The 20354-nt window shown below is 67.7% G+C and carries 20 protein-coding genes; 2 read left to right on the top strand and 18 right to left on the bottom strand.

Annotated elements, in window-relative coordinates; genetic code table 11:
- Positions 1-73 precede the first annotated feature (73 nt).
- The 14 genes from ACTJKF_RS10670 to ACTJKF_RS10605 all read right to left on the bottom strand — a co-directional run bounded on the left by ACTJKF_RS10670 (position 74) and on the right by ACTJKF_RS10605 (position 13663).
- Entirely contained in the window at positions 74-1474 is a 1401-nt protein-coding gene (locus ACTJKF_RS10670; protein WP_440623503.1) for an MFS transporter, read from the bottom strand.
- Between the two features lie 38 nt (positions 1475-1512).
- On the bottom strand, positions 1513-2757 hold the full coding sequence (locus ACTJKF_RS10665) for an NAD(P)/FAD-dependent oxidoreductase (protein ID WP_440623502.1): 1245 nt from the start codon (positions 2755-2757) through the stop codon (positions 1513-1515).
- The gene (locus ACTJKF_RS10660) at positions 2754-3716 is read right to left on the bottom strand and encodes a VOC family protein (RefSeq protein ID WP_440623501.1); all 963 of its coding nucleotides are present in this window, start codon (positions 3714-3716) and stop codon (positions 2754-2756) included. The genes ACTJKF_RS10665 and ACTJKF_RS10660 overlap by 4 nt, the downstream gene beginning before the upstream one ends.
- Before the next feature lie 18 nt (positions 3717-3734).
- Positions 3735-5225 carry an aldehyde dehydrogenase gene (locus tag ACTJKF_RS10655; protein ID WP_440623500.1) on the bottom strand — a complete coding sequence of 497 codons (1491 nt, stop codon included), beginning with the start codon at positions 5223-5225 and terminating at the stop codon, positions 3735-3737.
- Positions 5226-5322: 97 nt separating this feature from the next.
- On the bottom strand, positions 5323-6162 hold the full coding sequence (locus ACTJKF_RS10650; RefSeq protein ID WP_440623499.1) for an aspartate dehydrogenase: 840 nt from the start codon (positions 6160-6162) through the stop codon (positions 5323-5325).
- Positions 6155-7825 (bottom strand): thiamine pyrophosphate-binding protein, encoded by a 1671-nt coding sequence (locus ACTJKF_RS10645; protein WP_440623498.1) that lies wholly within the window; start codon positions 7823-7825, stop codon positions 6155-6157. Before ACTJKF_RS10645 ends, ACTJKF_RS10650 begins: the two co-directional genes overlap by 8 nt.
- On the bottom strand, positions 7818-8615 hold the full coding sequence (locus ACTJKF_RS10640) for an SDR family oxidoreductase (RefSeq protein WP_440623497.1): 798 nt from the start codon (positions 8613-8615) through the stop codon (positions 7818-7820). Before ACTJKF_RS10640 ends, ACTJKF_RS10645 begins: the two co-directional genes overlap by 8 nt.
- 79 nt (positions 8616-8694) lie before the next feature.
- Positions 8695-9552: an IclR family transcriptional regulator gene (locus ACTJKF_RS10635; protein WP_440623496.1), complete on the bottom strand. Its 858-nt coding sequence runs from the start codon at positions 9550-9552 to the stop codon at positions 8695-8697.
- A gap of 100 nt (positions 9553-9652) precedes the next feature.
- Positions 9653-10564, bottom strand: a complete 912-nt coding sequence (locus ACTJKF_RS10630; RefSeq protein ID WP_440623495.1) for an alpha/beta fold hydrolase — start codon at positions 10562-10564, stop codon at positions 9653-9655.
- Positions 10565-10582: 18 nt separating this feature from the next.
- Complete coding sequence (locus ACTJKF_RS10625) at positions 10583-11110, bottom strand: cupin domain-containing protein (protein WP_014898928.1); 528 nt, start codon at positions 11108-11110, stop codon at positions 10583-10585.
- A gap of 34 nt (positions 11111-11144) precedes the next feature.
- Positions 11145-11915: an SDR family oxidoreductase gene (locus ACTJKF_RS10620; RefSeq protein ID WP_440623494.1), complete on the bottom strand. Its 771-nt coding sequence runs from the start codon at positions 11913-11915 to the stop codon at positions 11145-11147.
- Positions 11908-12978, bottom strand: coding sequence for an aromatic ring-hydroxylating dioxygenase subunit alpha (locus ACTJKF_RS10615; RefSeq protein ID WP_440623493.1), 1071 nt, complete (start codon positions 12976-12978; stop codon positions 11908-11910). Before ACTJKF_RS10615 ends, ACTJKF_RS10620 begins: the two co-directional genes overlap by 8 nt.
- 54 nt (positions 12979-13032) lie before the next feature.
- Positions 13033-13344, bottom strand: a complete 312-nt coding sequence (locus ACTJKF_RS10610) for a recombinase-like helix-turn-helix domain-containing protein (RefSeq protein WP_121857174.1) — start codon at positions 13342-13344, stop codon at positions 13033-13035.
- Between the two features lies 1 nt (position 13345).
- Positions 13346-13663: a non-heme iron oxygenase ferredoxin subunit gene (locus ACTJKF_RS10605; protein WP_021161517.1), complete on the bottom strand. Its 318-nt coding sequence runs from the start codon at positions 13661-13663 to the stop codon at positions 13346-13348.
- 448 nt (positions 13664-14111) lie between these two features.
- Here ACTJKF_RS10605 and ACTJKF_RS10600 point away from each other — a divergent pair, with 448 nt between their 5' ends.
- Complete coding sequence (locus ACTJKF_RS10600) at positions 14112-15191, top strand: porin (protein WP_440623492.1); 1080 nt, start codon at positions 14112-14114, stop codon at positions 15189-15191.
- 115 nt (positions 15192-15306) lie between these two features.
- Here ACTJKF_RS10600 and ACTJKF_RS10595 read toward each other — a convergent pair whose 3' ends face one another.
- The 3 genes from ACTJKF_RS10595 to ACTJKF_RS10585 all read right to left on the bottom strand — a co-directional run bounded on the left by ACTJKF_RS10595 (position 15307) and on the right by ACTJKF_RS10585 (position 17767).
- Positions 15307-16251: an IclR family transcriptional regulator gene (locus ACTJKF_RS10595; protein ID WP_440623491.1), complete on the bottom strand. Its 945-nt coding sequence runs from the start codon at positions 16249-16251 to the stop codon at positions 15307-15309.
- A gap of 371 nt (positions 16252-16622) precedes the next feature.
- On the bottom strand, positions 16623-16829 hold the full coding sequence (locus ACTJKF_RS10590) for a hypothetical protein (RefSeq protein ID WP_440623490.1): 207 nt from the start codon (positions 16827-16829) through the stop codon (positions 16623-16625).
- 329 nt (positions 16830-17158) lie between these two features.
- Complete coding sequence (locus tag ACTJKF_RS10585) at positions 17159-17767, bottom strand: alpha-ketoglutarate-dependent dioxygenase AlkB family protein (protein WP_440623489.1); 609 nt, start codon at positions 17765-17767, stop codon at positions 17159-17161.
- 253 nt (positions 17768-18020) lie between these two features.
- On the opposite strand from ACTJKF_RS10585, the gene ACTJKF_RS10580 reads away from it, so the two are divergent.
- Positions 18021-18605, top strand: a complete 585-nt coding sequence (locus tag ACTJKF_RS10580) for a malonic semialdehyde reductase (protein WP_440623488.1) — start codon at positions 18021-18023, stop codon at positions 18603-18605.
- Between the two features lie 6 nt (positions 18606-18611).
- On the opposite strand, the gene ACTJKF_RS10575 is transcribed toward ACTJKF_RS10580, so the two are convergent.
- On the bottom strand, positions 18612-19760 hold the full coding sequence (locus ACTJKF_RS10575; protein ID WP_440623487.1) for a metallophosphoesterase: 1149 nt from the start codon (positions 19758-19760) through the stop codon (positions 18612-18614).
- Positions 19761-20354 lie beyond the last annotated feature (594 nt).

The following is a 20354-nucleotide window of genomic DNA, read 5'->3' as shown; positions in this document are numbered from 1 at the left end:
CCAACGATGCCCCCAAGGCAAAAGGCCCGGACGATGCCCGGGCCTTCCATGTCAACCGTTGAGCCAGCCGCGCTTACGCTTCCAGCGCTTCGAGCACCTTGCCCTTCGTCTCGATCCCGACGAAGTGGACGGTCACCGCCGCGATCAGCGGCACGATGCCGATCAGGTAGAACGCCGGCGCGAGATTGCCGCCGATGATCGCGTGCGGCACGATCATCGGCGCCGCGAACGACGCGATCTTCAGCCACGCGCTGCCGAGCCCGCAGCCCGACGCGCGGATGCTCGTCGGATACTGTTCCGGCGTATAGACGTACGCGGTAATGAACCCCGATGCCATCAACCCGAGCGACAGCGAGCAGAAGACCGAGACGACATACACCGACGACGCGTGATAGATGCCCGCGAGCGCCAGCGACAGCGCGCACAGCACGAACGACCATACGATCACCGGCTTGCGGCCGAGCTTGTCGACCAGCAGCGCGGAGGCGAGCGACCCGAACACGCCCATCACCGAGCCGATCACCGCGAGATTCAGCGCGAGCTGCAGCGGCGCGTGATAGAAGTTCTTGTAGATCGTCGGCAGCCACGTGGACAGCCCGTACTGGATAAACCCGCAAGTCGCCCACAGCGTCGCCACCGCGAGCGTGCGCTTGCGATACGCGGCACTGAACAGGTCGCTCATCCGGCGCTTCGGATGCTGGCGCACCATCTCGTCGAACGCGGCCACCTGCGTGACCGGCGGCAGTTCGCCGCGCACCGCCGATTCGAACACGCCGACCGCGCGCCCGGCTTCCGCGAGCCGTCCGCGCGATGCGAGCCAGCGCGGCGATTCCGGCACGAGATGCGTGAGCAGCAGTGCGAGGATCAGCGGCAGCCCGCCGACGAAATACATGATTTCCCAGCCGAACCGCGGCACGAGCCATGCGCCGAGCGCCATCGATACCAGCAGGCCGATCGGGAACACGATTTCGTACAGCAGCACGAAGCGGCCACGGCCGTGCGCGCGCGTGATCTCGTTGATGTAGGTGGCCGCAACCGGCAGTTCGCCGCCAAGACCGAGGCCTTGCAGGATCCGCAACAGCACGAAGATCTCGAAGGTCGGCGCGAAACCGCACGCGATGCTGGTGATGCCGATCACGGCCGAGCTCCACGCGATCGCCTTCACTCGGCCATGCTTCTCCGCGAGCGCGGGAAACAGGAACGCGCCGATCAGCTGCCCGATCGCGCCGGACGCGATCAGCATGCCGATCTGCGTCGGCGACAGCCCCCACTTGTGAATCAGCAGCGGCAGCGTCGCCGCGATCGTGATCACGTCGAAGCCGTCGAAAAACGTCGCGGTGCCGATCAGCACGCGCGCACGGATCTGCATCGAGTTGGCCGGAAGCCGCTCGAGCCGCGCGATGATCGCGCCGGGCGTGGAGGCGGCAGCTTCCATCGTGGCCCTGCCGGCCACGACGTTGTCGAAAGTGCTCATGCGGGGTGTCTCCTGGATATTTTTACTGGGCTGGCCGGTCAGGCAAGCGCTTTGGTCGTGTCTGCCAGGGCTTCCGTATCCACTGCCCGGCCCTGGTTCATCCACTTGCGCGCGAGCTTCAATTCGCGTGCGTTGTTGACGGCGATGACACCTCTCACGTGCCCTTCACCAACGAAAAACAGCGTCGCGCGTCGCGCGCCGAGGTCGCCGCGCACCACGAGCTGCGCGTCGGCCGGCAGATCGCCGAGGATCTGCAGGTTCACGTCGTACTGATCGGACCAGAACCACGGAATCTCCGCGTACGGCGCACGCACGCCGAGCACGGCCTTCGCCGCCGCGATCGCCTGGTTCTGCGCATTCGCCCACGATTCGAGCCGCACGCGCCGCTTCAGCCAGCCGTTGTGATGATTCGCGACGTCGCCGCACGCGAAGATCGCCGGGTCGCTGGTCGCACCGAATTCGTCGACGACGATGCCGTCGTCGATCGCCAGGCCCGCATCGCTCGCGAGCGTGGCGTTCAGCGCGAGGCCGATGCCGGCCACCGCGAAATCGGCATCGATCGTCGTGCCGTCGACGAGCGTCGCGCGCACCTTCGATGCGTCGTCCGGTTGCGCGTCGAGCGACGCGAGTGCCGCGCCGAGCCGCACGTCGACGCCGTTCGCGCGATGCAGGTCGAGCAGGAAGTCCGACACGATCTGCGGCACCGAGCGGCCGCACAGGCGCGGCGCGCCTTCGACCACGATCGCTTCGACGCCGAGCTTGCGCGCGGTCGCCGCGACTTCGAGGCCGATCCAGCCGCCGCCGATCACGAGCACGCGCCGGCTCGCACGCAGCTTCTCGCCGAGCGCGGCTGCTTCGTCGAGCGTGCGCAGGTAATGCAGGTTCGGGGTCTTGACGATCGTGTCGGGCAAGCGGCGCGACGTGCCGCCGGTCGCGATCACGAGGCGGTCGTATTCGATCTCGCGGCCGCTTTCGCTCTTCACCACGCGGCGCGCACGATCGATCGATGCCGCGCGTTCCGGCTGCCATGCCTCGACGTTCAGCGCGTCGAATTCGTCCGGACGCACGACGCGCACGGTCTCGATGTCGGCGTCGCCGGCCAGCACGGCCTTCGACAGCGGCGGACGCTCGTACGGCAGATGCGGCTCGTCGGCGATCATCACGAGACGGCCCGCGAAGCCTTCCGCGCGCAGCGTCTTCAGCACCCAGCCAGCCGCCTGCCCGCCGCCGATCACGACGACCGTGCCGGGCGCGGCCTGCTCCTGCGTGTTCGCTTCGCTCACGATTTCCGCTCCGTCATGAACTTGCCTTCCGGCGCCTTCGCGTTCTTCTGGCGGCGCGTGTTGCCGTCGAGGCCGCCGTCGACGGCCCATTCGGCGAACACGGTCGGGCCCGGCTCGAATTCGCGCGGCTGCCATTCGGGCGTCAGCACGTCTTCATCGGCGTAATACTCGATCAGCGCACCGGCCGGGTTCTGGAAGTACCAGAAGTACGCGGACGACACCGGATGACGCCCCGGGCCGAGCTGCGTTTCCCAGCCGCAGCGGTCGATGTGCATGCCGCCGCCGAACACTTCGTGGATGTCGCGCACGGTGAACGCGACGTGGTTCAGGCCGCGTTTGCCGTTCGGCAGCGCGAGCAGGAACAGATCGTGATGGCCACCGTGCGGCGCGCAGCGCATGAATGCGCCGCGGCCCGGATAGCGGTCCGACGTCTCGAAGCCGAGCAGCGCGTGATAGAACTTTTCCTGCGCGTCGAGGCAGTTCGTGAAGAACACGACGTGCCCGACCTCGACCGGCTCGGCGCGCGCATAGATCGGGCTCGGCTGGTCGACCCGCACCGTCTGGCCCCACACGTTCGACGGCGAGCCGGTGATGTCGAGTTCGCGCTTGCGCGTCACTTCGATGCGGATCGCCATGCCGTTCGGATCGATGCAGCCGACCGCATCGTCCTGCGCGTAATAGCCGGGCTGGCCGGCCAGCTTCGTGCGCAGCGCGTCGACTTCCTGGCGCGTCGCGACGCCCCACGTGACTTCACGCAGCGTCGGGCCCGCTTCGAACGCGGGCGGCAGCGACGGATCGTCGGCCTTCACGATCAGCACAGTGCAGCCGTTCAGCGTTTCGAAACGTGCGCGCGTGTCGTCGTGCGCGACTTCCTTCAAGCCCCAGTCGGCGAAAAAGCGCCGGCACGTCGCGAGGTCGTCGACACCGTACGTGATCTGCTCGATACCCAAGATGGTCATTGCGTCATTCCCCTTCGCTCAGTTCGCCCACGGCAGCGGCGCGTCGTTCAAGCCCCAGTAGAGGCTCTTCTGCTGCATGTACTCGCGGATGCCGAGACGCCCCTTCTCGCGCCCCATCCCGCTCTCCTTCCAGCCGGAGAACGGCGTGGAGATCGAGAACAGCTTGTACGTGTTGATCCAGACCGTGCCCGTCTCGAGCGCGCGTGCAGTGCGCCATGCGCGCTTGTAGTCGCGCGTCCAGATGCCGGCGGCGAGGCCGAACACGCTGTCGTTCGCCTGCGCGATCAGCGACGCTTCGTCGTCGAACGGCATCGCGACGAGCACCGGCCCGAAGATTTCTTCCTGGCAGATGCGTGCGCTGTTCGGCAAGCCCTCGAGAATCGTCGGCTGATAGAAGAAGCCGTCCTCGCGCCCGTCTCCCGACGGCCGCTCGCCGCCGCACAGCAGGCGGCCGCCTTCCTCCAGCCCGAGCGCGACGTAGCGTTCCACCGATTCGCGATGCTTCGCGGTGATCAGCGGGCCCATCTGCGTATCGGGACGCGTCGGGTCGCCCACGCGCAGCCTGCGCGCACCGGCCACCAGCCGTTGCATGAATTCGTCGTACACGGCGCGCTGCACGAACAGGCGCGAACCCGCGATGCACGCCTCGCCCGACGAGCTGAAGATGCCGTACAGCACACCGTTGACCGCGTGATCGAGATCCGCATCGTCGAACACGATCGTCGGCGACTTGCCGCCCAGCTCCAGCGACACCGGCATCAGCTTTTCCGCCGCGATGCGCGCGATGCCGCGGCCCACTTCGGTCCCGCCGGTAAACGACACCTTCTTCACGAGCGGGTGACGCACCAGCACGTCGCCGATCACCGAGCCCTTGCCCGGCAGCACGCTCAGCACGCCCTTCGGCACGCCGGCTTCCTCGCAGATCCGGGCCAGCGCGAGCGACACGAGCGGCGTGACCTCGGCCGGCTTCAGCACCACCGCGTTGCCGCCGGCGAGCGCCGGGGCCAGCTTCTGCGCGTCGGATGCGATCGGCGAGTTCCACGGCGTGATCGCCGCGATCACGCCGATCGGCTCATGCACGCTCATCGTCAGGTAATCGCCGCGCGACGGCGTCAGTTCTTCGTCGAGCGTTTCCAGGCAGGCCGCGAAATAGCGGAACGTGTTCGCCGCGCTCGCCACCAGCACGCGCGTCTCGGCGATCGGCTTGCCGTTGTCGCGGCGCTGCAGGTTCGCGAGCGCCTCGTGACGCTGCATGATCAGGTCGGCGATCCGGTACAGCACCAGCGCGCGCTGATGCGGCTTCAGGCCAGCCCAGTCGGCGCGACGCCATGCGGCGTCGGCGGCCACGACGGCGTCGGCCGCGTCTTGCGCGTTCGCCGTCGAGACTTCCATGTTCACCGACTGGTCGGCCGGATAGATGCTCGCGTAAGGCGCGCCGCGGCCACGCCGCCACTCGCCGCCGATCAGGATGTCGCCGTTGGGTACGAGGCTCGTATCGAATGGAGTCATGTCACAAGTCCCACAAATCTGTCTCTGCGCAGCCGCCCGCGCGGTGGCGCAGGCGGCCGTTCAATGGCCCGAAGGCCGCGTCGGCCGGGTGGCCCGCTCAGATCACGCAGCGGGCCGCGCGGTTGCGCAGCGCGCGAATCGCGCTGTACGCGGTCAACGCGGAAGTCTTCGGGTTGTCGGGCAACGGCTTGCCGCTCATTTCGAGCGACATCTCGCCGAATGCGCCGCGCGCGGTAATGCGGTGCACGTTGCGCGCGACCGCCGGATCGGCGATCAGGCGCACGCGCGTCGCGTCGAGCCCGAGGCCCGCGAGCGCGACGGTCGCCGCGACGTTCGCGTTCTTCGGATAGAGCCGTGCGGCGTCGCGTGCGGTGCCTTCGAAGATCACCTTCTCTTCGGTCATCGCGCGCAGGTCGCACAGTTCCTCGGCGGGCGTGCCGAGCCAGCCGAGCGGCGGCTTGCGGCCGACGTACAGCACCTCGTCCAGACCGCCCTGCTTCGCCGACGCCAGCGCGTCGATCCCGCCGATCGCGCCGGACAACAGCGTCAGCGTCGCGTCGCCTTCGTCGGCGGCCTGCGACAGCACGTCGAGCAGCGCGAGATCGGACAGCGCGCCGATCGATGCGACCGCACAATCGGTGCCCGCCTTCAGCAGCGGCACGACGTGATCGACGAGCGCGCTGTGACCCGCGCATTCGAGCGCGAATTCGGGGCGATGGGCCAGCGCGTCGACCGACGACACGACCTCCACCGCACCGCCGAGCTCACGCTGCACCGCGTCGCGCTGATGCTCGGGCACGATCACGTGCGCGACGCGCAACGATGCATCGTGCTCGACCGCGTGATACACGGCGGCACCGATCGCGCCGAAGCCGATCATCGCGACGTCGACGGGCGCATGCCCGTATCCGTGGCCGGGGTGGCGTCCGTCAAGCATATTGACGCTCCGACGGCGTTTCTTCCTTCTTCACCGGCGGGCCCGCGAATGCCGATGCGAACGAGCCGACCGACAGCATGTCGACCTCGACCATCACCGGGCCTTCCTTCGCGATCCCTTCGCGCACGATCGCTTCGGCCTGGTCGAGCGACGAGATCCGGTAATGCGTGAGGCCGAAGCTCGCGCAGAACTGCGCGAAATCGGGCTGGTGCAGCTGCACGAAGCAGCGGCGGCCGCCGTAGTGCGCGTCCTGGATGTTGCGGATCACGCCGTAGCACTGGTCGTTCATCAGCACGATCATCACGTTCGCGTTTTCCTGCACGGCCGTCACGAGCTCGCCGACGTTGACCATCAGGCCGCCGTCGCCGACGAGGCAGACCGTCTTCGCCGCGGAGCCGGCCAGCGCCGCGCCGATGCCCATCTGGATACCCTGGCCGATGCCGCCGCCGAGCGCATGCACGCCCGCGCGCGGCTCGAAGATCTTCAGCAGGCGGTTGCCCCACGTGCTGTTCGAGATCGTCACGTCGCGCACCCAGTTGTAGTCGCGGCCCACCGCGCCCTGCAGCGTGTCGACCAGCGTCTTGTACGGCCCGAGGCCTTCCGCCACGCTGGCGACGGCCTGCTCGCGCGCCGCCGCGAGATCGCCCGCGAACCGCGGATCGACGGACAGGCGGCCCTCGAGGCGATCGGCCAGCGCCGCCAGCACGCGCTTCGAATCGCCGTGCACGAACAGCGCGTTGCGATAGCCGCGATTGTCGGCGAGCGCATCGGCGTCGACGCGGAACAGCGGCTGCGGCAGCCCGAGCTTGTACTTCAGCGTCTCGTTGCCGCGCAGGCGCGAGCCGACCACGACGAGCGCGTCGCAGGTCTTGTAGAACGCTTCGACGGCCGCATGCACGTTGAATGCGCCGAGCGTCGCCGGATGATCTTCCGGCAGCACGCCGCGGCCCTGCACGCTCGTCACGACGCCGAAGCCGAGCTTCACCAGGCGTTCGACTTCCGCCCGCGCATGGCGCGCGCCGCCGCCCAGCCACAGCAGCGGGCGGCGCTTGGCGGCCAGCGCGTCGGCCAGCATCGCGACGCGCGCGTCGTCGTGCTCGCGCACCGCGACGTGCGCCGGTGCGAGGTCTTCCGGCCATTCGATTTCGGCTGCCTGGATGTCGATCGGAATCTCGACCGACACGGGGCCTGTCGGCGCGGTCTGCGCGATGCGCACTGCTTCGCGGATCGTCGGCAGCACGGTTTCGACCGTCCGCACGCGGAACGCGGCCTTCGAGATCGCATCGAGCATCGAGAGCTGGTCCGGCGCTTCGTGGATGTAGGCGAGGTCCTGGTCGAGGTACGGCGTCTCGATCTGCCCGGTGATGTGCAGCAGCGCGGTGCCGGCCGTCAGTGCCTCGACCATCGCGCCGGCCGCGTTGCCCGCCGCCGTGCCCGTGCTCGTGAAGGCGACGCCGAGGCCGCCCGACACGCGGGCCAGGCCATCGGCCATGTTCAGCGCACCCGCTTCACCGCGCGCGCCGACGTACCGGATGTTGCCGCGCGAGTTGATCGCGTCGAGGATCGGCATGTTGTGGATCGAGATGACACCGAATGCGGTTTTGACGTCGCACTGCTCGAGAAAGGCGGCAATCAGCTCGCCAACCGTGGTTTTTTTAGACATGGCGTGCAAAACCTCCAGAAACGTCGATATGGCTGCCCGTCGTGTAGGACGACAGATGCGTTGCGAGATAAAAAAGTGCCCAGGCGGCCTCATCGGGCTTGCCGAAGCGGTTCAGCGGAATGTTCTTCTTGCGGGCGAGCGCGCCCGTCCAGTCCTCCCAGCTTTCGCCGGGCTGCGCCTGCGCTTCGTAGCGGCGGCGCCACTGGCCCGACTCGACGATGCCGATCAAGATCGAGTTCACGCGGATGCGCTGCGGCGCCAGTTCGGCCGCGAGCGACTTCACGAGGCTCAGCACGCCCGCGCGCGCCGACGACGTCGCGACCATGTGCGGCTCCGGCTGCAGCGCGAGCAGCGAGTTCACGCAGGTGATCGTCGGCGCCCGCGCGTCGCGCAGCAGCGGCAGGAACGCGCGGGTCGGGCGGATGATGCTGAAGTACTTCAGTTCGAGTTCCTCGCGCCATGCATCGTCGGTCGTGTCGGCGAAGGTCGACACGCGGCCCTGGCCTGCGTTGTTGACGAGCATGTCGGCGCGGCCGAAGCGGTCGGACACGGCCTGCGCGAATGCGGCCACGTCGGCTTCGTCGAGCACGTTGCAGCGCACGGCGAGCAGCGGTGCGCCCGGATACTTTTCGCCGAGCAGCGCTTGCGCGCGTGCGAGGCGTTCGCCGTCGCGGCCGCAAATCGCGACCGACGCGCCGGCCTGCAGGAACCGTTCGGCAGTCGCGAGGCCAATGCCGGACGAACCGCCCGTCACCACCGCCACCTGCCCGGTCAGATCGATCTCAATCATGTCGTCGGTCCTCGCCGGGCCGCCCCAAGAGGGCCGACAGCCCCCTCGGGGGGCAGTGAGCAAAGCGAACGTGGGGGTCTCATTTCAATCCTAAAGCCTTCAGAAACGTGTGCTCGTCATCCGAGCGGTAATTGAGCCGCCGCGACAATTCCGCCGCCGCGCGCTGCACCTTGTCGATCAGGCCGTCGGCGATCAGCGCCGCGTCGATCTCCGGCCGCGGCACCGTCACCGTGATGCACGCGACGATCCTTTGCGTGTCGTTGCGCACCGGTGCCGTGACCACCGAAATCCCGCGCTCGAACGACGAATTGCTGACGCCGTAGCCGCGCAATGCATCCTCGCGGATCACTTCGTACAGCGCGTCGACCGTTTCCGGCGTCGCGCTCGTCATCCGGTTCAGCGTGCCTTCCGGATACAGCGTGCGCAGCTCCTTCAGCGACAGGTCGCCCATCAGCACGTGGCCGTGGGTCGTCGCATGCGCGGGCAACCGCGTGCCGACGTTCACGCGAATCGAGCTGAACACCGGCGACTGGCTCTGCGCCTTCGCGACGAACACCACGTCGCGGCCGTCGCGGATCACGATGTGCGTCGTGAAGCCGGTCGCGTCGCGCAGGCTTTCGATCACCGGCAGGCCGAGATCGGTCAGCTCGAGCGAGCTCAGGTATTCGAAGCCGAGCCGCAGCACGGCGATGCCGAGCTTGTAGTTGCGATCCTTGTCCGCGCGCTCGAGGAAGCCGAGCGATTCGAGCGTCTGCAGCAGACGGAACACCGTCGTGCGTGGAATGCCGAGGCGCTTCGACAGTTCCGGCGCGCCGAGCACCGGCTCGCGCGGCGAGAATTCGGCGAGGATGCGCAGACCGCGTTCGAGGCCCGGCACCACGTAGTTGGCGTCGGACTTCGCGTTTTCCGCGTCCTGTTGTTGCAACGGTTCGCTCATGATGCCTCCCGCCGGGCCGCCCCAAGGGCGCGATGGCATGCATGCCGGGAATGGGGGGGCTGCGCCCCCCCAAGCGAACGATAGTGAGCGTGGGGGTCGTTCATTCCAGCCCCCGTTGACGATCGCATTGACGGCAGAAGCCGTCGATCAGCGACGAGTAAACCGCCGGCTGTTCCACGTAACCCGCATGACCGGCCTGCGGAATCACCTGCAGCCCGACATGCACGGCCGCGGCGATTCGCTCGCATGCAGCAGGCGGCGTGATCGCGTCGTTCGCGCCGACCGCCACCGCCGCGCGGCCGCGAAAGCCGGCCAGATCGGACGCGAGATCGGCATTCGCGAGCAGATGCGTGGCCTGCGCATAGCCGGCCGGCACGATGCGCGCCATGTTCCAGCGCACCCATGCACGCGCATCCTCGCTCGCGAAACCGGACAGCATGTTGCCGCTGCGCTGCTCGGCGAGCCCGGCCGGGCCGAGTTCCTCGAGCATCGCGAGGCGCGCATCGCGGCGCGTGTCGCGCGTTTCGGCGGGCGCGCTGCCGTAGCCGCCCGCGGGCGAAATCAGCAGCAGGCCGGCGATGCGCGCGGGCATCACGCGGGACAAGCCGCCCGCGATGATCGCGCCGAGCGAATGCCCGACCAGCACGCAGCGTTCGATGCCGAGTGCCTCGAGCCACGCGTTCAGCGACGCCGCGTAATCGGCGGCCGCCGGCGACGCGCCGTGCACGGGCGTCGACACGCCGTAGCCGGGCGCATCCCACGCGAGCACGCGCCGCGATGCGCCGAGCGTGTCGAGCTGGCACACCCACGATGCGGCGCCCGAGCCGATTCCGTGCAGCAGCACGACGGGCAACGCGCGGCCCGCATGCCGCGCGCCGGCCTCGCCTGCGCCAGCCTCACGGTAGCCGATCGTGCCCGCCGCGCCGGCCGCGCAGCGCTGTTCGGGATACTGCCCGAGCAGCGCGGCGAACGCCGCGGTGCGGTCGCGTTCACGTTTGTCGATGACACTCATTGCGTGCTCCGCCCCGTCTCAGCGCTTGATCTTCGCGAGCGGCGAATCCGGCGGGTACGTCGGCGTGATCGGCTTCGACGAACCGAGCATCACGCACATCAGCGCATCTTCCTCGCCGATGTTGATTTCCGTGCGATACACGCCCGGCGGCACCGAGATCAGGTCGCGCTCGCCAAGGATCGCTTCCCAGGTCTCGCCGTCGCGCTCGCAGATCACCTTCATCTTGCCGCGCAGCACGAAGAAGATTTCCTCGACGTCGATGTGGATGTGGCTCGGGCCGATGTTGCCGGCCGGGATCACCATCGTCGAGAACGTGAAGTTGCCGGCCGGCACCGTGTTGACGTCCTTCGCGACGCCCGTGCCGCCCGTGCCGACGTAGCGCATCTGCGCACGGCGGTACTTCGGGTCGTAGTCGGCCTGGAACTTCAGCGCGTCCCAGTCGTAGCGCCGCGTTTCGTAGCGCGCGACCCGCCCTTCCATCCAGTCGCCGAAGCTTGCGTCTTCCGGCTGGTCCCACGACTTGCGTTCGAGATCTGCGTCCGCCATCGTCCTCTCCTTCATTCCGAGTGAAAACTTCAATTCAGTTCATTACGAAGCCGCCGTTCACCGGCAGCAGTTGGCCCGTCACGAAACGCGCGCCGTCCGACAGCAGGAACAGCACGGGGCCCGTCACGTCCTCGGGTACCTGCGCACGCGCGAGCGCGCGGCCCTGCATGTAGAACGCGTGGCGTTCGGCCGGCACGTAGGCCGTCGCCTCGACTTCGGTAAGCCCCGGCGCGATCGCGTTGACCGTCACGCCGTGCGCGCCGAACTCGCGCGCCTGCGCATGCGTCATCGCGATCACCGCGCCCTTGCTGGCGACGTAGGCGAGCAGCTTCGGCGCGCCCCACAGCGCGGTGTCCGAGGCGAGGTTCACGATCGCGCCGCGGCCCGACTTCGCGAGGTGCGGCAACGCCGCATTGCTGACGAGCCACACGCCGCGCACGTTCACGTTCATCACGGCATCCCAGGTCGACACGTCGAGTTCCGTCGACAGCTTGCCGCCCGAATTCGTGATCGCCGCGTTGTTGATCAGCGCGTCGATGCCGCCGAGCGCGGCAGCGCCCTGTGCGACGAACGCGTCGACGCTCGCCGGATCGGCCAGGTCGAGTGCGAAGAAATGCGCGGTGTGGCCGGCTTGCGTGAGCTGCGCGGCCAGCGCGCGGCCCGCTTCGGCAAGCACGTCGCCGAACGCGACCTGCGCGCCCGCCTCGACCAGCGCCTTCACGAACGCGGCACCGAGACCGCGCGCGCCGCCCGTGACGAGCACGCGGCGCCCCGGCAGTGCCACCACCGGTGCGAACTCAGCCATTCGCGGACTCCGCCGCGGCATGCGCCGCACGGTGCGCGTCGAGCGCGGACAGATGTTCCTGCGCACGCTGGCGCAGCATCCGGCGCACGCGCGTGATGCCGACGTCGTGCTGGTAAAGGTATTCGTGATCGCGTGCGTGCGGCGCGAGGCTTTCGAGGACGTAGCGGTCCTGCTCGAGCACGTCCCAATGGAGGCCCTCGAGGCGGTTGCGGTACATGAAGCGCCACACGTCGCGCTGCCAGCCGCTGACCTTGCGGGTCCGCCAGAAGTAGACTTGGCAGTTGTCGCCGTCGACCGGCGTCGCGAAGCCGATGATCCCGAAGTTGCCGCCCGGGCCGAACTTCTGCTTGTACGGAATCGCGAGGCGCATCCACAGGCAGCCGGTTTCGCCGAGCTCGACCCAGTCGAAGTTCACGTCGCGCTGGCCGACCTTCTCGAACATCAGGCCCGTTTCCGTCTTGCGCACGCGCATCTCGGCCTGCTTGTCGCCTTCGGCCATCGAGTGCGACGTCGCGTGCAGGTACGCGCCGTGCATCGGATCCATCACGTTGTCGATCGCGTACTGGTAATTGCACTTCCAGTTCGACACGCACAGGAAGTGGCCGTACTCGTCGGCGACCAGCTCTTCCGGCAGGTTCAGCGGCGCCGGCTCGCCATGCGCTTCGTCGCCGAACCACAGGAAGATCGCACCGGCCTTCTCTTCGACCGGATACGACTTCACGCACTTCGTGCCTTCGAGCGGACAGTTCGACACGGCCGGCACACGATTGACCGTGCCGCCACCGTCGATTTCGACGCCGTGATACCAGCAGGCGATGTTGCCGCCGAGGTTCCAGCCGAGCGACAGGCGCGCGCCGCGGTGCGGGCAGCGATCTTCCAGCGCGTGGACCTTGCCCTCGTGATCGCGCCACAGCACGATCTGCTCGGACAGGCGCGTGAGGCCGACGGGCGCGTTCGACACCTGCCAGCTCGGCGCGACGGGATACCAGTAGTTCTTGATGCCGCGATCGAGATAGTCGCGGACCGGGTCGTGTTGGACTTCGTGTTGTGCGGGGGACGTCATCAGTGTGCTCCGGATGCGGTTGTCGTCGGGTCGGCGGTCACGCGGCGCGCGCGCTCATTCCGCCAGCGAGGCCATTTCGGCGCGAAAGCGCTCGGCGGTCCACGCCGTGCCGTCCGGCGCGCGGAAGCCGATGCGGTTCAGGCCCGCGACGACATCGTCCAGCTCGGTCGCGCCGCTCTCGAACACGCGTTCGAGCGCATCGCCGAGGTCGTTCTCGTACTGGGTCGGCGCGGCCTTGCGGTTCTGCCACACCTGGTTCTCGACCTGCCCCGGGATCTCGATCTGCCCCTTGCCGGCGACGTTGTTCGGCTGCGGTGCCACCCACGGCTTCAGGAAGGGATTGAAATTGACGGTCGCTTCTTTCATGTCACTCCACCTTGATCTGGATTTCTTCACCGGCGAGGCGCACCGCGTACTGCTTCAGCGCGCGCCCGCCCGGGCCCTTCAGGCATTCGCCGGTCCTGATGTCGAACACCGCCTCGTGCAGCGGGCATTCGACCGTGCCTTCGTCGACGAACCCCTGCGTCAGCAGCGCGTAGGCATGCGGGCACACGTTCTCGAGCGCATACACGTCGTCGCCGACGCGGTAGATCCCGATTTCGACGCCGTCGGTCCGCTTGAACTCGATCGGCGTGTCTTCCGACAGCGCGCCGGCATGCCCGGCGCAAACCCATTGTTCAGACATCTCACACCCTTCCTTCTGATCGACTCTCGGTTCGCTCCGGATTTGTTCCATATCCGGAACAGCAGTTTATGGATGGTGATTATAGAAGCGACTTTCCACGAGTAAAACAAAAAGCTGCATGTCCTAGGGAAAACACTGACCGCCGGGTCGACGATCGCTTCCGCCTACCGCATCAGATGTGATTTTTTGTTTGTTGACGGGGGTTTAAGTCCCTTTTTCAGGATTCTCGATCCCGTGTTGCGGATTGTCTGCAGCCTCATCCGGCCCGATAAATTTATTTTTGATCCTGCGCGTGACACCTCTATACTCCATTCCATCAGAGGCACATTGTTCCTTATATGGAACATTAAAAATGCCCGCCCGGTGACGAAGAACGCGCGACGGCCGGCCGTCCTCGCGCCCGCCACCACGGCCCGTTTTCATCAGGTTTGGAGAATCAGGAGATCAAATGGTCAAGCATGCGGTAGCAGCAGCAGTCATCGGGATGGGCGCCGTGTCGGGCGCGTGGGCACAGAGCAGCGTGGTGCTGTACGGCAGCATGGATGCCGGCGTCGCCTATGTGAACAACGTCGGCGGCCACGCGAAGTGGGCGATGATCCAGGGCAACACGCAGCCCGATCGGTGGGGCCTCAAAGGCAAGGAAGACCTCGGCGGCGGCCTGTCGGCGATCTTCCAGCTCGAAAACGGCTTCTATACGAACAACGGCCAGTTCGCGACCGCGAACACGATCTGGAACCGCGCGGCGTACGTCGGCCTCGGTTCGGACCGCTACGGCACGCTGACGCTCGGCCGCCAGACGCCGCTGACGTTCGACTATCTCGATCCGCTCAGCACGGCCTATCTCGCGATGAGCTGGTACGCGTTCCACCCCGGCAACATCGACGGGCTCGCCGCGACCGGCAACGTGCCGTACAACAACTCGGTCAAGTACCGTTCGCCGGGCTTCGCCGGCTTCTCGGCCGCGGCGATGATGGCGTTCGGCAATACGACGAACTTCTCGACCGGCAAGTCGGTCGGCGTCGCGCTGAACTATGCGAACGGGCCGTTCAAGGCGTCGGCCGTCTACTCGAACGAGCACGACCGCGCGATCCTGATCAGCACGACCGGCATCACGTCGTTCCAGGGGCAGAACACCGCGAACGGCTATCTCGCGAACAAGGTCGAGAACATCGGCGCGGGCGCGTCGTACCAGATCGGCGACTTCCTCGTGCACGGCCTCTACACGCGCGTGAAGATGCAGTCGAACGGGTTTTCCGACACGTTCCAAAGCTACGACGCGGGCGTGAACTACCGCAGCAGCGCGTTCAACACGATCGCGGGCGGCGCCGCGACGACGACGCTCGCCGGCCGCCGCTGGACCCAGGTCGAGCTCGGCGACATCTACGCGCTGTCCAAGCGCACGCAGCTCTATGCGAACGTGCTGGTCGAACACGGTTCGGGCGGTGCGAAGGCCGCGTTCTTCACGGCCGGCACGTCGAGCACCGCGAACCAGGTGATCGTGCTGACCGGCATCCATCACTCGTTCTGAGCCCCGACGGGCCCGCAGGCCCGATGCCGGAAACGAAAAGAGCAGCCACGCGGGCTGCTCTTTTCGTTGGCGATCGGCGATGGGCGAAGCCGCGCGACGCGGCTCGCTCTCCAGGTCAGAACATCGCGACGCGGTGGCGCGCATGCGCGAACGTCGGGTCGCTTTCGAGCGGCCGGTAGTTCAGGCGCTGCGACAGGTCGACCGCCGCGCCGCACACCGCTTCGACGAGCCGCTCCTTCTCGCCGGCCTCGCCGATCTCCGAGCGCGGCACCGTCGCGGTGATCGCCGCGACGATCGCCCCCGAATGATCGCGCACCGGCGCGGTCACGGCCGAGATGCCGCTCTCGAATGCGGCCTCGCTGACCGCGTAGCCGAGCCGCGCGTACTGACGCACGCGTTCGTACAGTTCGTCGACGGTGCCCGGCGTGCGCTCGGTGAACTGCTCGAGCCGCTTCTCCGGATACAGCTGGCGCAGCGCGTCGCGCGTGAGGTCGCCCATCAGCACGTGGCCGTGCACGGTCGCATGCGCGGGCAGCCGCGTGCCGACGTGCACCTTCACCGAACCGAACATCGACGTGTTGCTCTGCGCCTTCGCGACGAACACGACGTCGCGCTGGTCACGGATCAGCAGGTGCGTCGACAGCCCGGACGCGTCACGCAGCCGTTCGAGCACGGGCGTGCCGAGATCGGTCAGTTCCAGCGAATTCAGGTATTCGAAGCCGAGCCGCAGCACGCCGACGCCCAGCCGGAAATAACGGTCGCCGTTCACGCGCTCGAGAAAGCCGAGCGCCTCGAGCGTCTGCAGCAGGCGGAAGGTGGTCGTGCGCGGGATGCCGATGCGCTTCGACAGCTCGGGTGCGCCGAGCACCGGCTCGCGCGCGGAGAATTCGGCGAGGATCCGCAGCCCGCGTTCGAGGCCCGGCACCAGGTACGACGACGCGCCGCCGGACGCTTCGTCGTCGCCCGCGCCCTGCTTCGACGCGTCGTGGTCGGCGTCGCCGCCGGCTGCCGCGCGCGGCGCGCTGGCCGGCTTCGCCGGCGGTTTCGATGCGCCGCTCATCGTTGAATTGACCCTGTGCACATGGACGGAATGGAAGCGTTCACGAAAGACCCGCAATGCTTGATTATGGATTTTCGACCGGACCGGATCAACACGATCCGGTGCAGGCGGCCGACGGCCCGGTGCGCTCGGCCCGGCAACCGGACTGGCGCATAGCCTGATGCGATCGGAAGGATAACAGCGATAGACAGGGCTGCCCACCGGAACGTCGTCGTGGGCGGCGGTGGCGGCTCATGACGCGCGGACGCACCGCATGCGATGTCGCATACGGATCGATTCGGGTATCGGGGGGAGAAAAATGAACGGGGAAACGCCGGCCAGCAAATGACCGCGCCGATCCGCGAACGGGATCGGCGCGACGCGACGCGACGTCAGGCCGTCACGGCGTCGTTATATTCGGCACGGGCGAGCCGGCCGGCGGCGTACGCGTCGGCTTCGCCGCGAAAGCCGTCCGTGCTGAATGCGACGACTTTCACACCGACGCCGGACGCTCGCTTCACCGTCAGCGCCCATTGCCATCCGCCGTCTTGTTCGAAGACGTGCAGCGAGGGTTCGAGGGATGAGTCCAGTACGGTCACGGGTTAGGCTCCTGCCCTGCGCATCGCATCGGCGACGCGTCGGGCATGTCGAAAAAATGCGCCGGGTCACGGCGCGCTTCAATCTTTCGATAGTCTAGTCAAGGAATGTTGCGACGCACCATCAGGACTTACACCTGCCTATCGAAACCGGACGGTCGATCAAATCCCCCTGAAACCCATAGGGCACGGGCCTCACGAGCCTGTTTCCGAAGGATGGCGCACCACCTGTGCGGCAACGTGCCGCATGGACGACCGATGGGTCGCATCGGCTTGAAAAGGGCGCGACCCCGAGCCGATCAATCGCGCCGGACCATCGGCATCGCCAGCCGCTAACGCCCCGCCGCCGACGACGACACCACCCGCCGGAACGTCAGGTTGACGCGCTCGCCCTGCACGGCCGGCGCCTTCGGCACGCGGTGCTGCCATTCGGCCTGCGTGCGGCCCCGCATCACCAGCAGGCTGCCGTGCGTCAGCCGGTACGCATGCACGACGCCGGTCGCACGATGACGCAGATCGAACACGCGCATCGCACCGAGGCTCACCGATGCGATCACCGGCGCGTCGCCGAGCTCCGGTTCGTTGTCCGCATGCCAGCCGAGACTGTCCTGCCCGTTGCGGTAACGATTGAGCAGCACGCTGTTGAAATGCGCGCCGCTGGTTGCCTCGACCGCGCGCTTCAGCTCGAGCACGGCCGGCGTCCACGGCGCGGGCACGTTGCGGATTCCCGAATACACGTAGACGGCGTCCGGCTCGCCCTGCCACGCGGTGAGCCGCGGTAGCGGAATGCGTCCGCGCGGCGTGCGGATCGTGTCCTGCCGCCACGCGACCTCGTCGATCAGCGCGGCCAGCGCGCGGTCGGCCTCGGCCGGCACGAGCCAGTCCGGGTACCAGTCCACGTCGGGCGCGGGCGTATCGTCGAAGAAATCGGGCGTCGACATGTCGGGATCAGGCAGCGGATGAACGGTGCAGGAGGACCATGTCTGCATGGTAGCCAACGCCGACGCGCACCGCCATGCGCTGTCATTCCGGCGCATGACAGGCCCGCGCATCGCCAGTCCGCCCCGCAAAGCCGCCGCGTTGTCCCGCACCACGCTATCATCGCGGCCTGTCGCAGCGCGCCCTTATCCAGGGCGCGGCCTTCTTCCGCAATACCGGCCGACGCGACGCGGCCGAACTCTTCCCGGACCCACCATGACGCTCTCCGATTCCGCCCTCGACCAGTTGTTCGTCACCGCCCGCACGCATAACGCGTGGCAGGACAAACCCGTCGCCGATGCGCTGCTGCACCGGCTGATCGACCTGACGAAATTCGGCCCGACGTCGGCGAACGCGAGCCCCGCGCGCTTCGTGTTCGTCAAGTCGCCCGAAGCGAAGGCGCGCCTGAAACCGGCGCTGTCCGAGGGCAATCTCGCGAAGACGATGGCCGCGCCCGTCACCGTGATCGTCGGCATGGATTTCGCGTTTCACGAGCACCTGCCGCGCCTGTTCCCGCACGCCGACGCGCGCAGCTGGTTCGCCGGCAACGACGCGCTGATCGAAGCCACCGCGTTTCGCAATTCGTCGCTGCAAGGCGGGTATCTGATCCTCGCCGCGCGTGCGCTCGGCCTCGATGCCGGGCCGATGTCGGGCTTCGATGCCGCGAAGGTCGATGCCGAATTCTTCGCCGGCACCGCGATCCGCACCAACTTCCTGGTGAATCTCGGCTACGGCGACCCGGCGGGCCTGTTCCCGCGCAGCCCGCGCTTCGATTTCGACGATATCGCGCGCATCGTCTGACGCACGCTAGCGGCCGCGCGTCAAGCGGATCAGCGTGATCTCGGACGGCACGCCGAAGCGGTTCGGCGGCCCCCAGTAGCCGGTGCCGCGGCTGGTGTAGAGCCACATCGCGCCGAACCGGTTCAACCCGCCGATCACCGGCTGCTGCAGGCGCACGAACGGCGGCCACGGCAGGAACTGGCCGCCGTGCGTATGGCCGGACAGCTGCACGGTGAAACCGGCGCGGCTCGCCGCTTCCGCGCTGCGCGGCTGGTGGGCGAGCAGGATCCGGGTGGCGACGTCGCGCGGCGCGCCGGCCAGTGCCCGCTCGGGGTCGCTGCGATGCGCGGGATCGAACCCGCCCGCCGTGAAATCGGTGACGCCCGCGAGCACCGCGCGCGCACCGTCGTGCTCGATCAGCACGTGCTCGTTGAGCAGCACCGTCAACCCGATCCGCCGGAATTCGTCGATCCACGCGTGCGCGCCGGCGTAGTACTCGTGGTTGCCCGTCACGAGGAAGCTGCCGTGCCGCGACTGCATCCGGCCGAGCGGCGCCGTGTGTTCGCGCAGCCGCTTGACCGAGCCGTCGACCACGTCGCCCGTCACGACGACGAGATCCGCGTCGAGCGCATTGACCGCCCGCACGATCCGCTCGATATACGGCCGCTTGATCGTCGGCCCGACGTGGATGTCCGACAGCTGCACGATGGTCAGCCCGTCGAGCGCGGCCGGCAGCCCGTCGACCGGAATCGACACGCGCTTGACCGCCGCCGTGCGGCGCGCGCCGACGAAGCCGATCGCGCTGACCAGCACCGCGGCCGCGAGCACGCCGAGCGCCGTGTCGGAGGCCGCGCCGCTCCATGCGCCGTCATGCCCGAGATGCCGCCAGGCGACGACGCCGAGCAGCACCGGTTCGCGCAGGAACGTCAGCACCAGCAGCGACGAAAAGAAACCCATCACGAGCGAGCCGGTCCAGCCGGCCACCGTCGCGGCCCAGCCTTCGTCGAAGCGGCGCGAGAACATGCCGACCGGGATCAGCACGACGAAGCTCACCAGCACGAGCGCCGCGATCGTGCGCGCGAGCGGCGACGCAAAGGCATCGGGAATGATCCGCAACCCGACATACAGATGGAACAGCACGCCGATTGCAATGAACCGGACAAAGAAACTTCGCATGGAACACTCATCCTCGTTGCGATACCGCTGCCGCGCCGCGCATCGAACGGGGCCGTGACGCCAGATCCCGTCATGTCCCGCGCCGCGCGTCGCACCCTACGCACGATGGTACACAGATACCGGATGGCACGACCGGTCACGGCCGCGGCGGGCGGGCCGATTGCGTCGCCTGGCACGCCGCGTCGCGTCGTGTCGCGTCGTGTCGCGACGTGACGCAACGTGACGCAACGCCGACGACGTCACGCCGAACAGCCGTCGCCGGCGTGCATCGCGGATGCGCCCATCCGCCCCGCCTGGTCACGCCCGCCACGCCCGACCGCGGATTCTCGCTGGTTCATGCTGCGATCGATCATTCGTGCAGCGATTCCCGCGCATCGGCGCACCAACGTCGCGACGCCGTTTTTTTCGTCTGACGATCCTTTACAGTCCGTTAGCAACCCTACAAGAGCATGTGCTGGCAGAATCGCGAGCCGGCCGCGGACGTGCCTGACGCAGGCCGCCGGTGCATGCCGCATCGCTGGCGATCCGCATCGCGCTGATTTATTATCGGCGCCATATCGCGAAGTAGTCGTTGCGGCGACGAACCGCATTGCG

Origin of the sequence: Burkholderia sp. 22313 (assembly GCF_052045245.1) — a bacterium.
Classification (GTDB): Bacteria; Pseudomonadota; Gammaproteobacteria; order Burkholderiales; family Burkholderiaceae; genus Burkholderia.
The sequence above is the reverse complement of the archived record's forward strand: the minus strand, read 5'-3'. Positions and strand labels throughout refer to the sequence as shown.

Coding starts and splice junctions, on each gene's coding strand:
- ACTJKF_RS10670 (WP_440623503.1), bottom strand. CDS start 1,474: ATGAGCACTTTCGACAACGTCGTGGCCGGCAGGGCCACGATGGAAGCT.
- ACTJKF_RS10660 (WP_440623501.1), bottom strand. CDS start 3,716: ATGACCATCTTGGGTATCGAGCAGATCACGTACGGTGTCGACGACCTC.
- ACTJKF_RS10655 (WP_440623500.1), bottom strand. CDS start 5,225: ATGACTCCATTCGATACGAGCCTCGTACCCAACGGCGACATCCTGATC.
- ACTJKF_RS10650 (WP_440623499.1), bottom strand. CDS start 6,162: ATGCTTGACGGACGCCACCCCGGCCACGGATACGGGCATGCGCCCGTC.
- ACTJKF_RS10645 (WP_440623498.1), bottom strand. CDS start 7,825: ATGTCTAAAAAAACCACGGTTGGCGAGCTGATTGCCGCCTTTCTCGAG.
- ACTJKF_RS10640 (WP_440623497.1), bottom strand. CDS start 8,615: ATGATTGAGATCGATCTGACCGGGCAGGTGGCGGTGGTGACGGGCGGT.
- ACTJKF_RS10635 (WP_440623496.1), bottom strand. CDS start 9,552: ATGAGCGAACCGTTGCAACAACAGGACGCGGAAAACGCGAAGTCCGAC.
- ACTJKF_RS10630 (WP_440623495.1), bottom strand. CDS start 10,564: ATGAGTGTCATCGACAAACGTGAACGCGACCGCACCGCGGCGTTCGCC.
- ACTJKF_RS10625 (WP_014898928.1), bottom strand. CDS start 11,110: ATGGCGGACGCAGATCTCGAACGCAAGTCGTGGGACCAGCCGGAAGAC.
- ACTJKF_RS10620 (WP_440623494.1), bottom strand. CDS start 11,915: ATGGCTGAGTTCGCACCGGTGGTGGCACTGCCGGGGCGCCGCGTGCTC.
- ACTJKF_RS10615 (WP_440623493.1), bottom strand. CDS start 12,978: ATGACGTCCCCCGCACAACACGAAGTCCAACACGACCCGGTCCGCGAC.
- ACTJKF_RS10610 (WP_121857174.1), bottom strand. CDS start 13,344: ATGAAAGAAGCGACCGTCAATTTCAATCCCTTCCTGAAGCCGTGGGTG.
- ACTJKF_RS10605 (WP_021161517.1), bottom strand. CDS start 13,663: ATGTCTGAACAATGGGTTTGCGCCGGGCATGCCGGCGCGCTGTCGGAA.
- ACTJKF_RS10600 (WP_440623492.1), top strand. CDS start 14,112: ATGGTCAAGCATGCGGTAGCAGCAGCAGTCATCGGGATGGGCGCCGTG.
- ACTJKF_RS10595 (WP_440623491.1), bottom strand. CDS start 16,251: ATGAGCGGCGCATCGAAACCGCCGGCGAAGCCGGCCAGCGCGCCGCGC.
- ACTJKF_RS10585 (WP_440623489.1), bottom strand. CDS start 17,767: ATGTCGACGCCCGATTTCTTCGACGATACGCCCGCGCCCGACGTGGAC.
- ACTJKF_RS10580 (WP_440623488.1), top strand. CDS start 18,021: ATGACGCTCTCCGATTCCGCCCTCGACCAGTTGTTCGTCACCGCCCGC.
- ACTJKF_RS10575 (WP_440623487.1), bottom strand. CDS start 19,760: ATGCGAAGTTTCTTTGTCCGGTTCATTGCAATCGGCGTGCTGTTCCAT.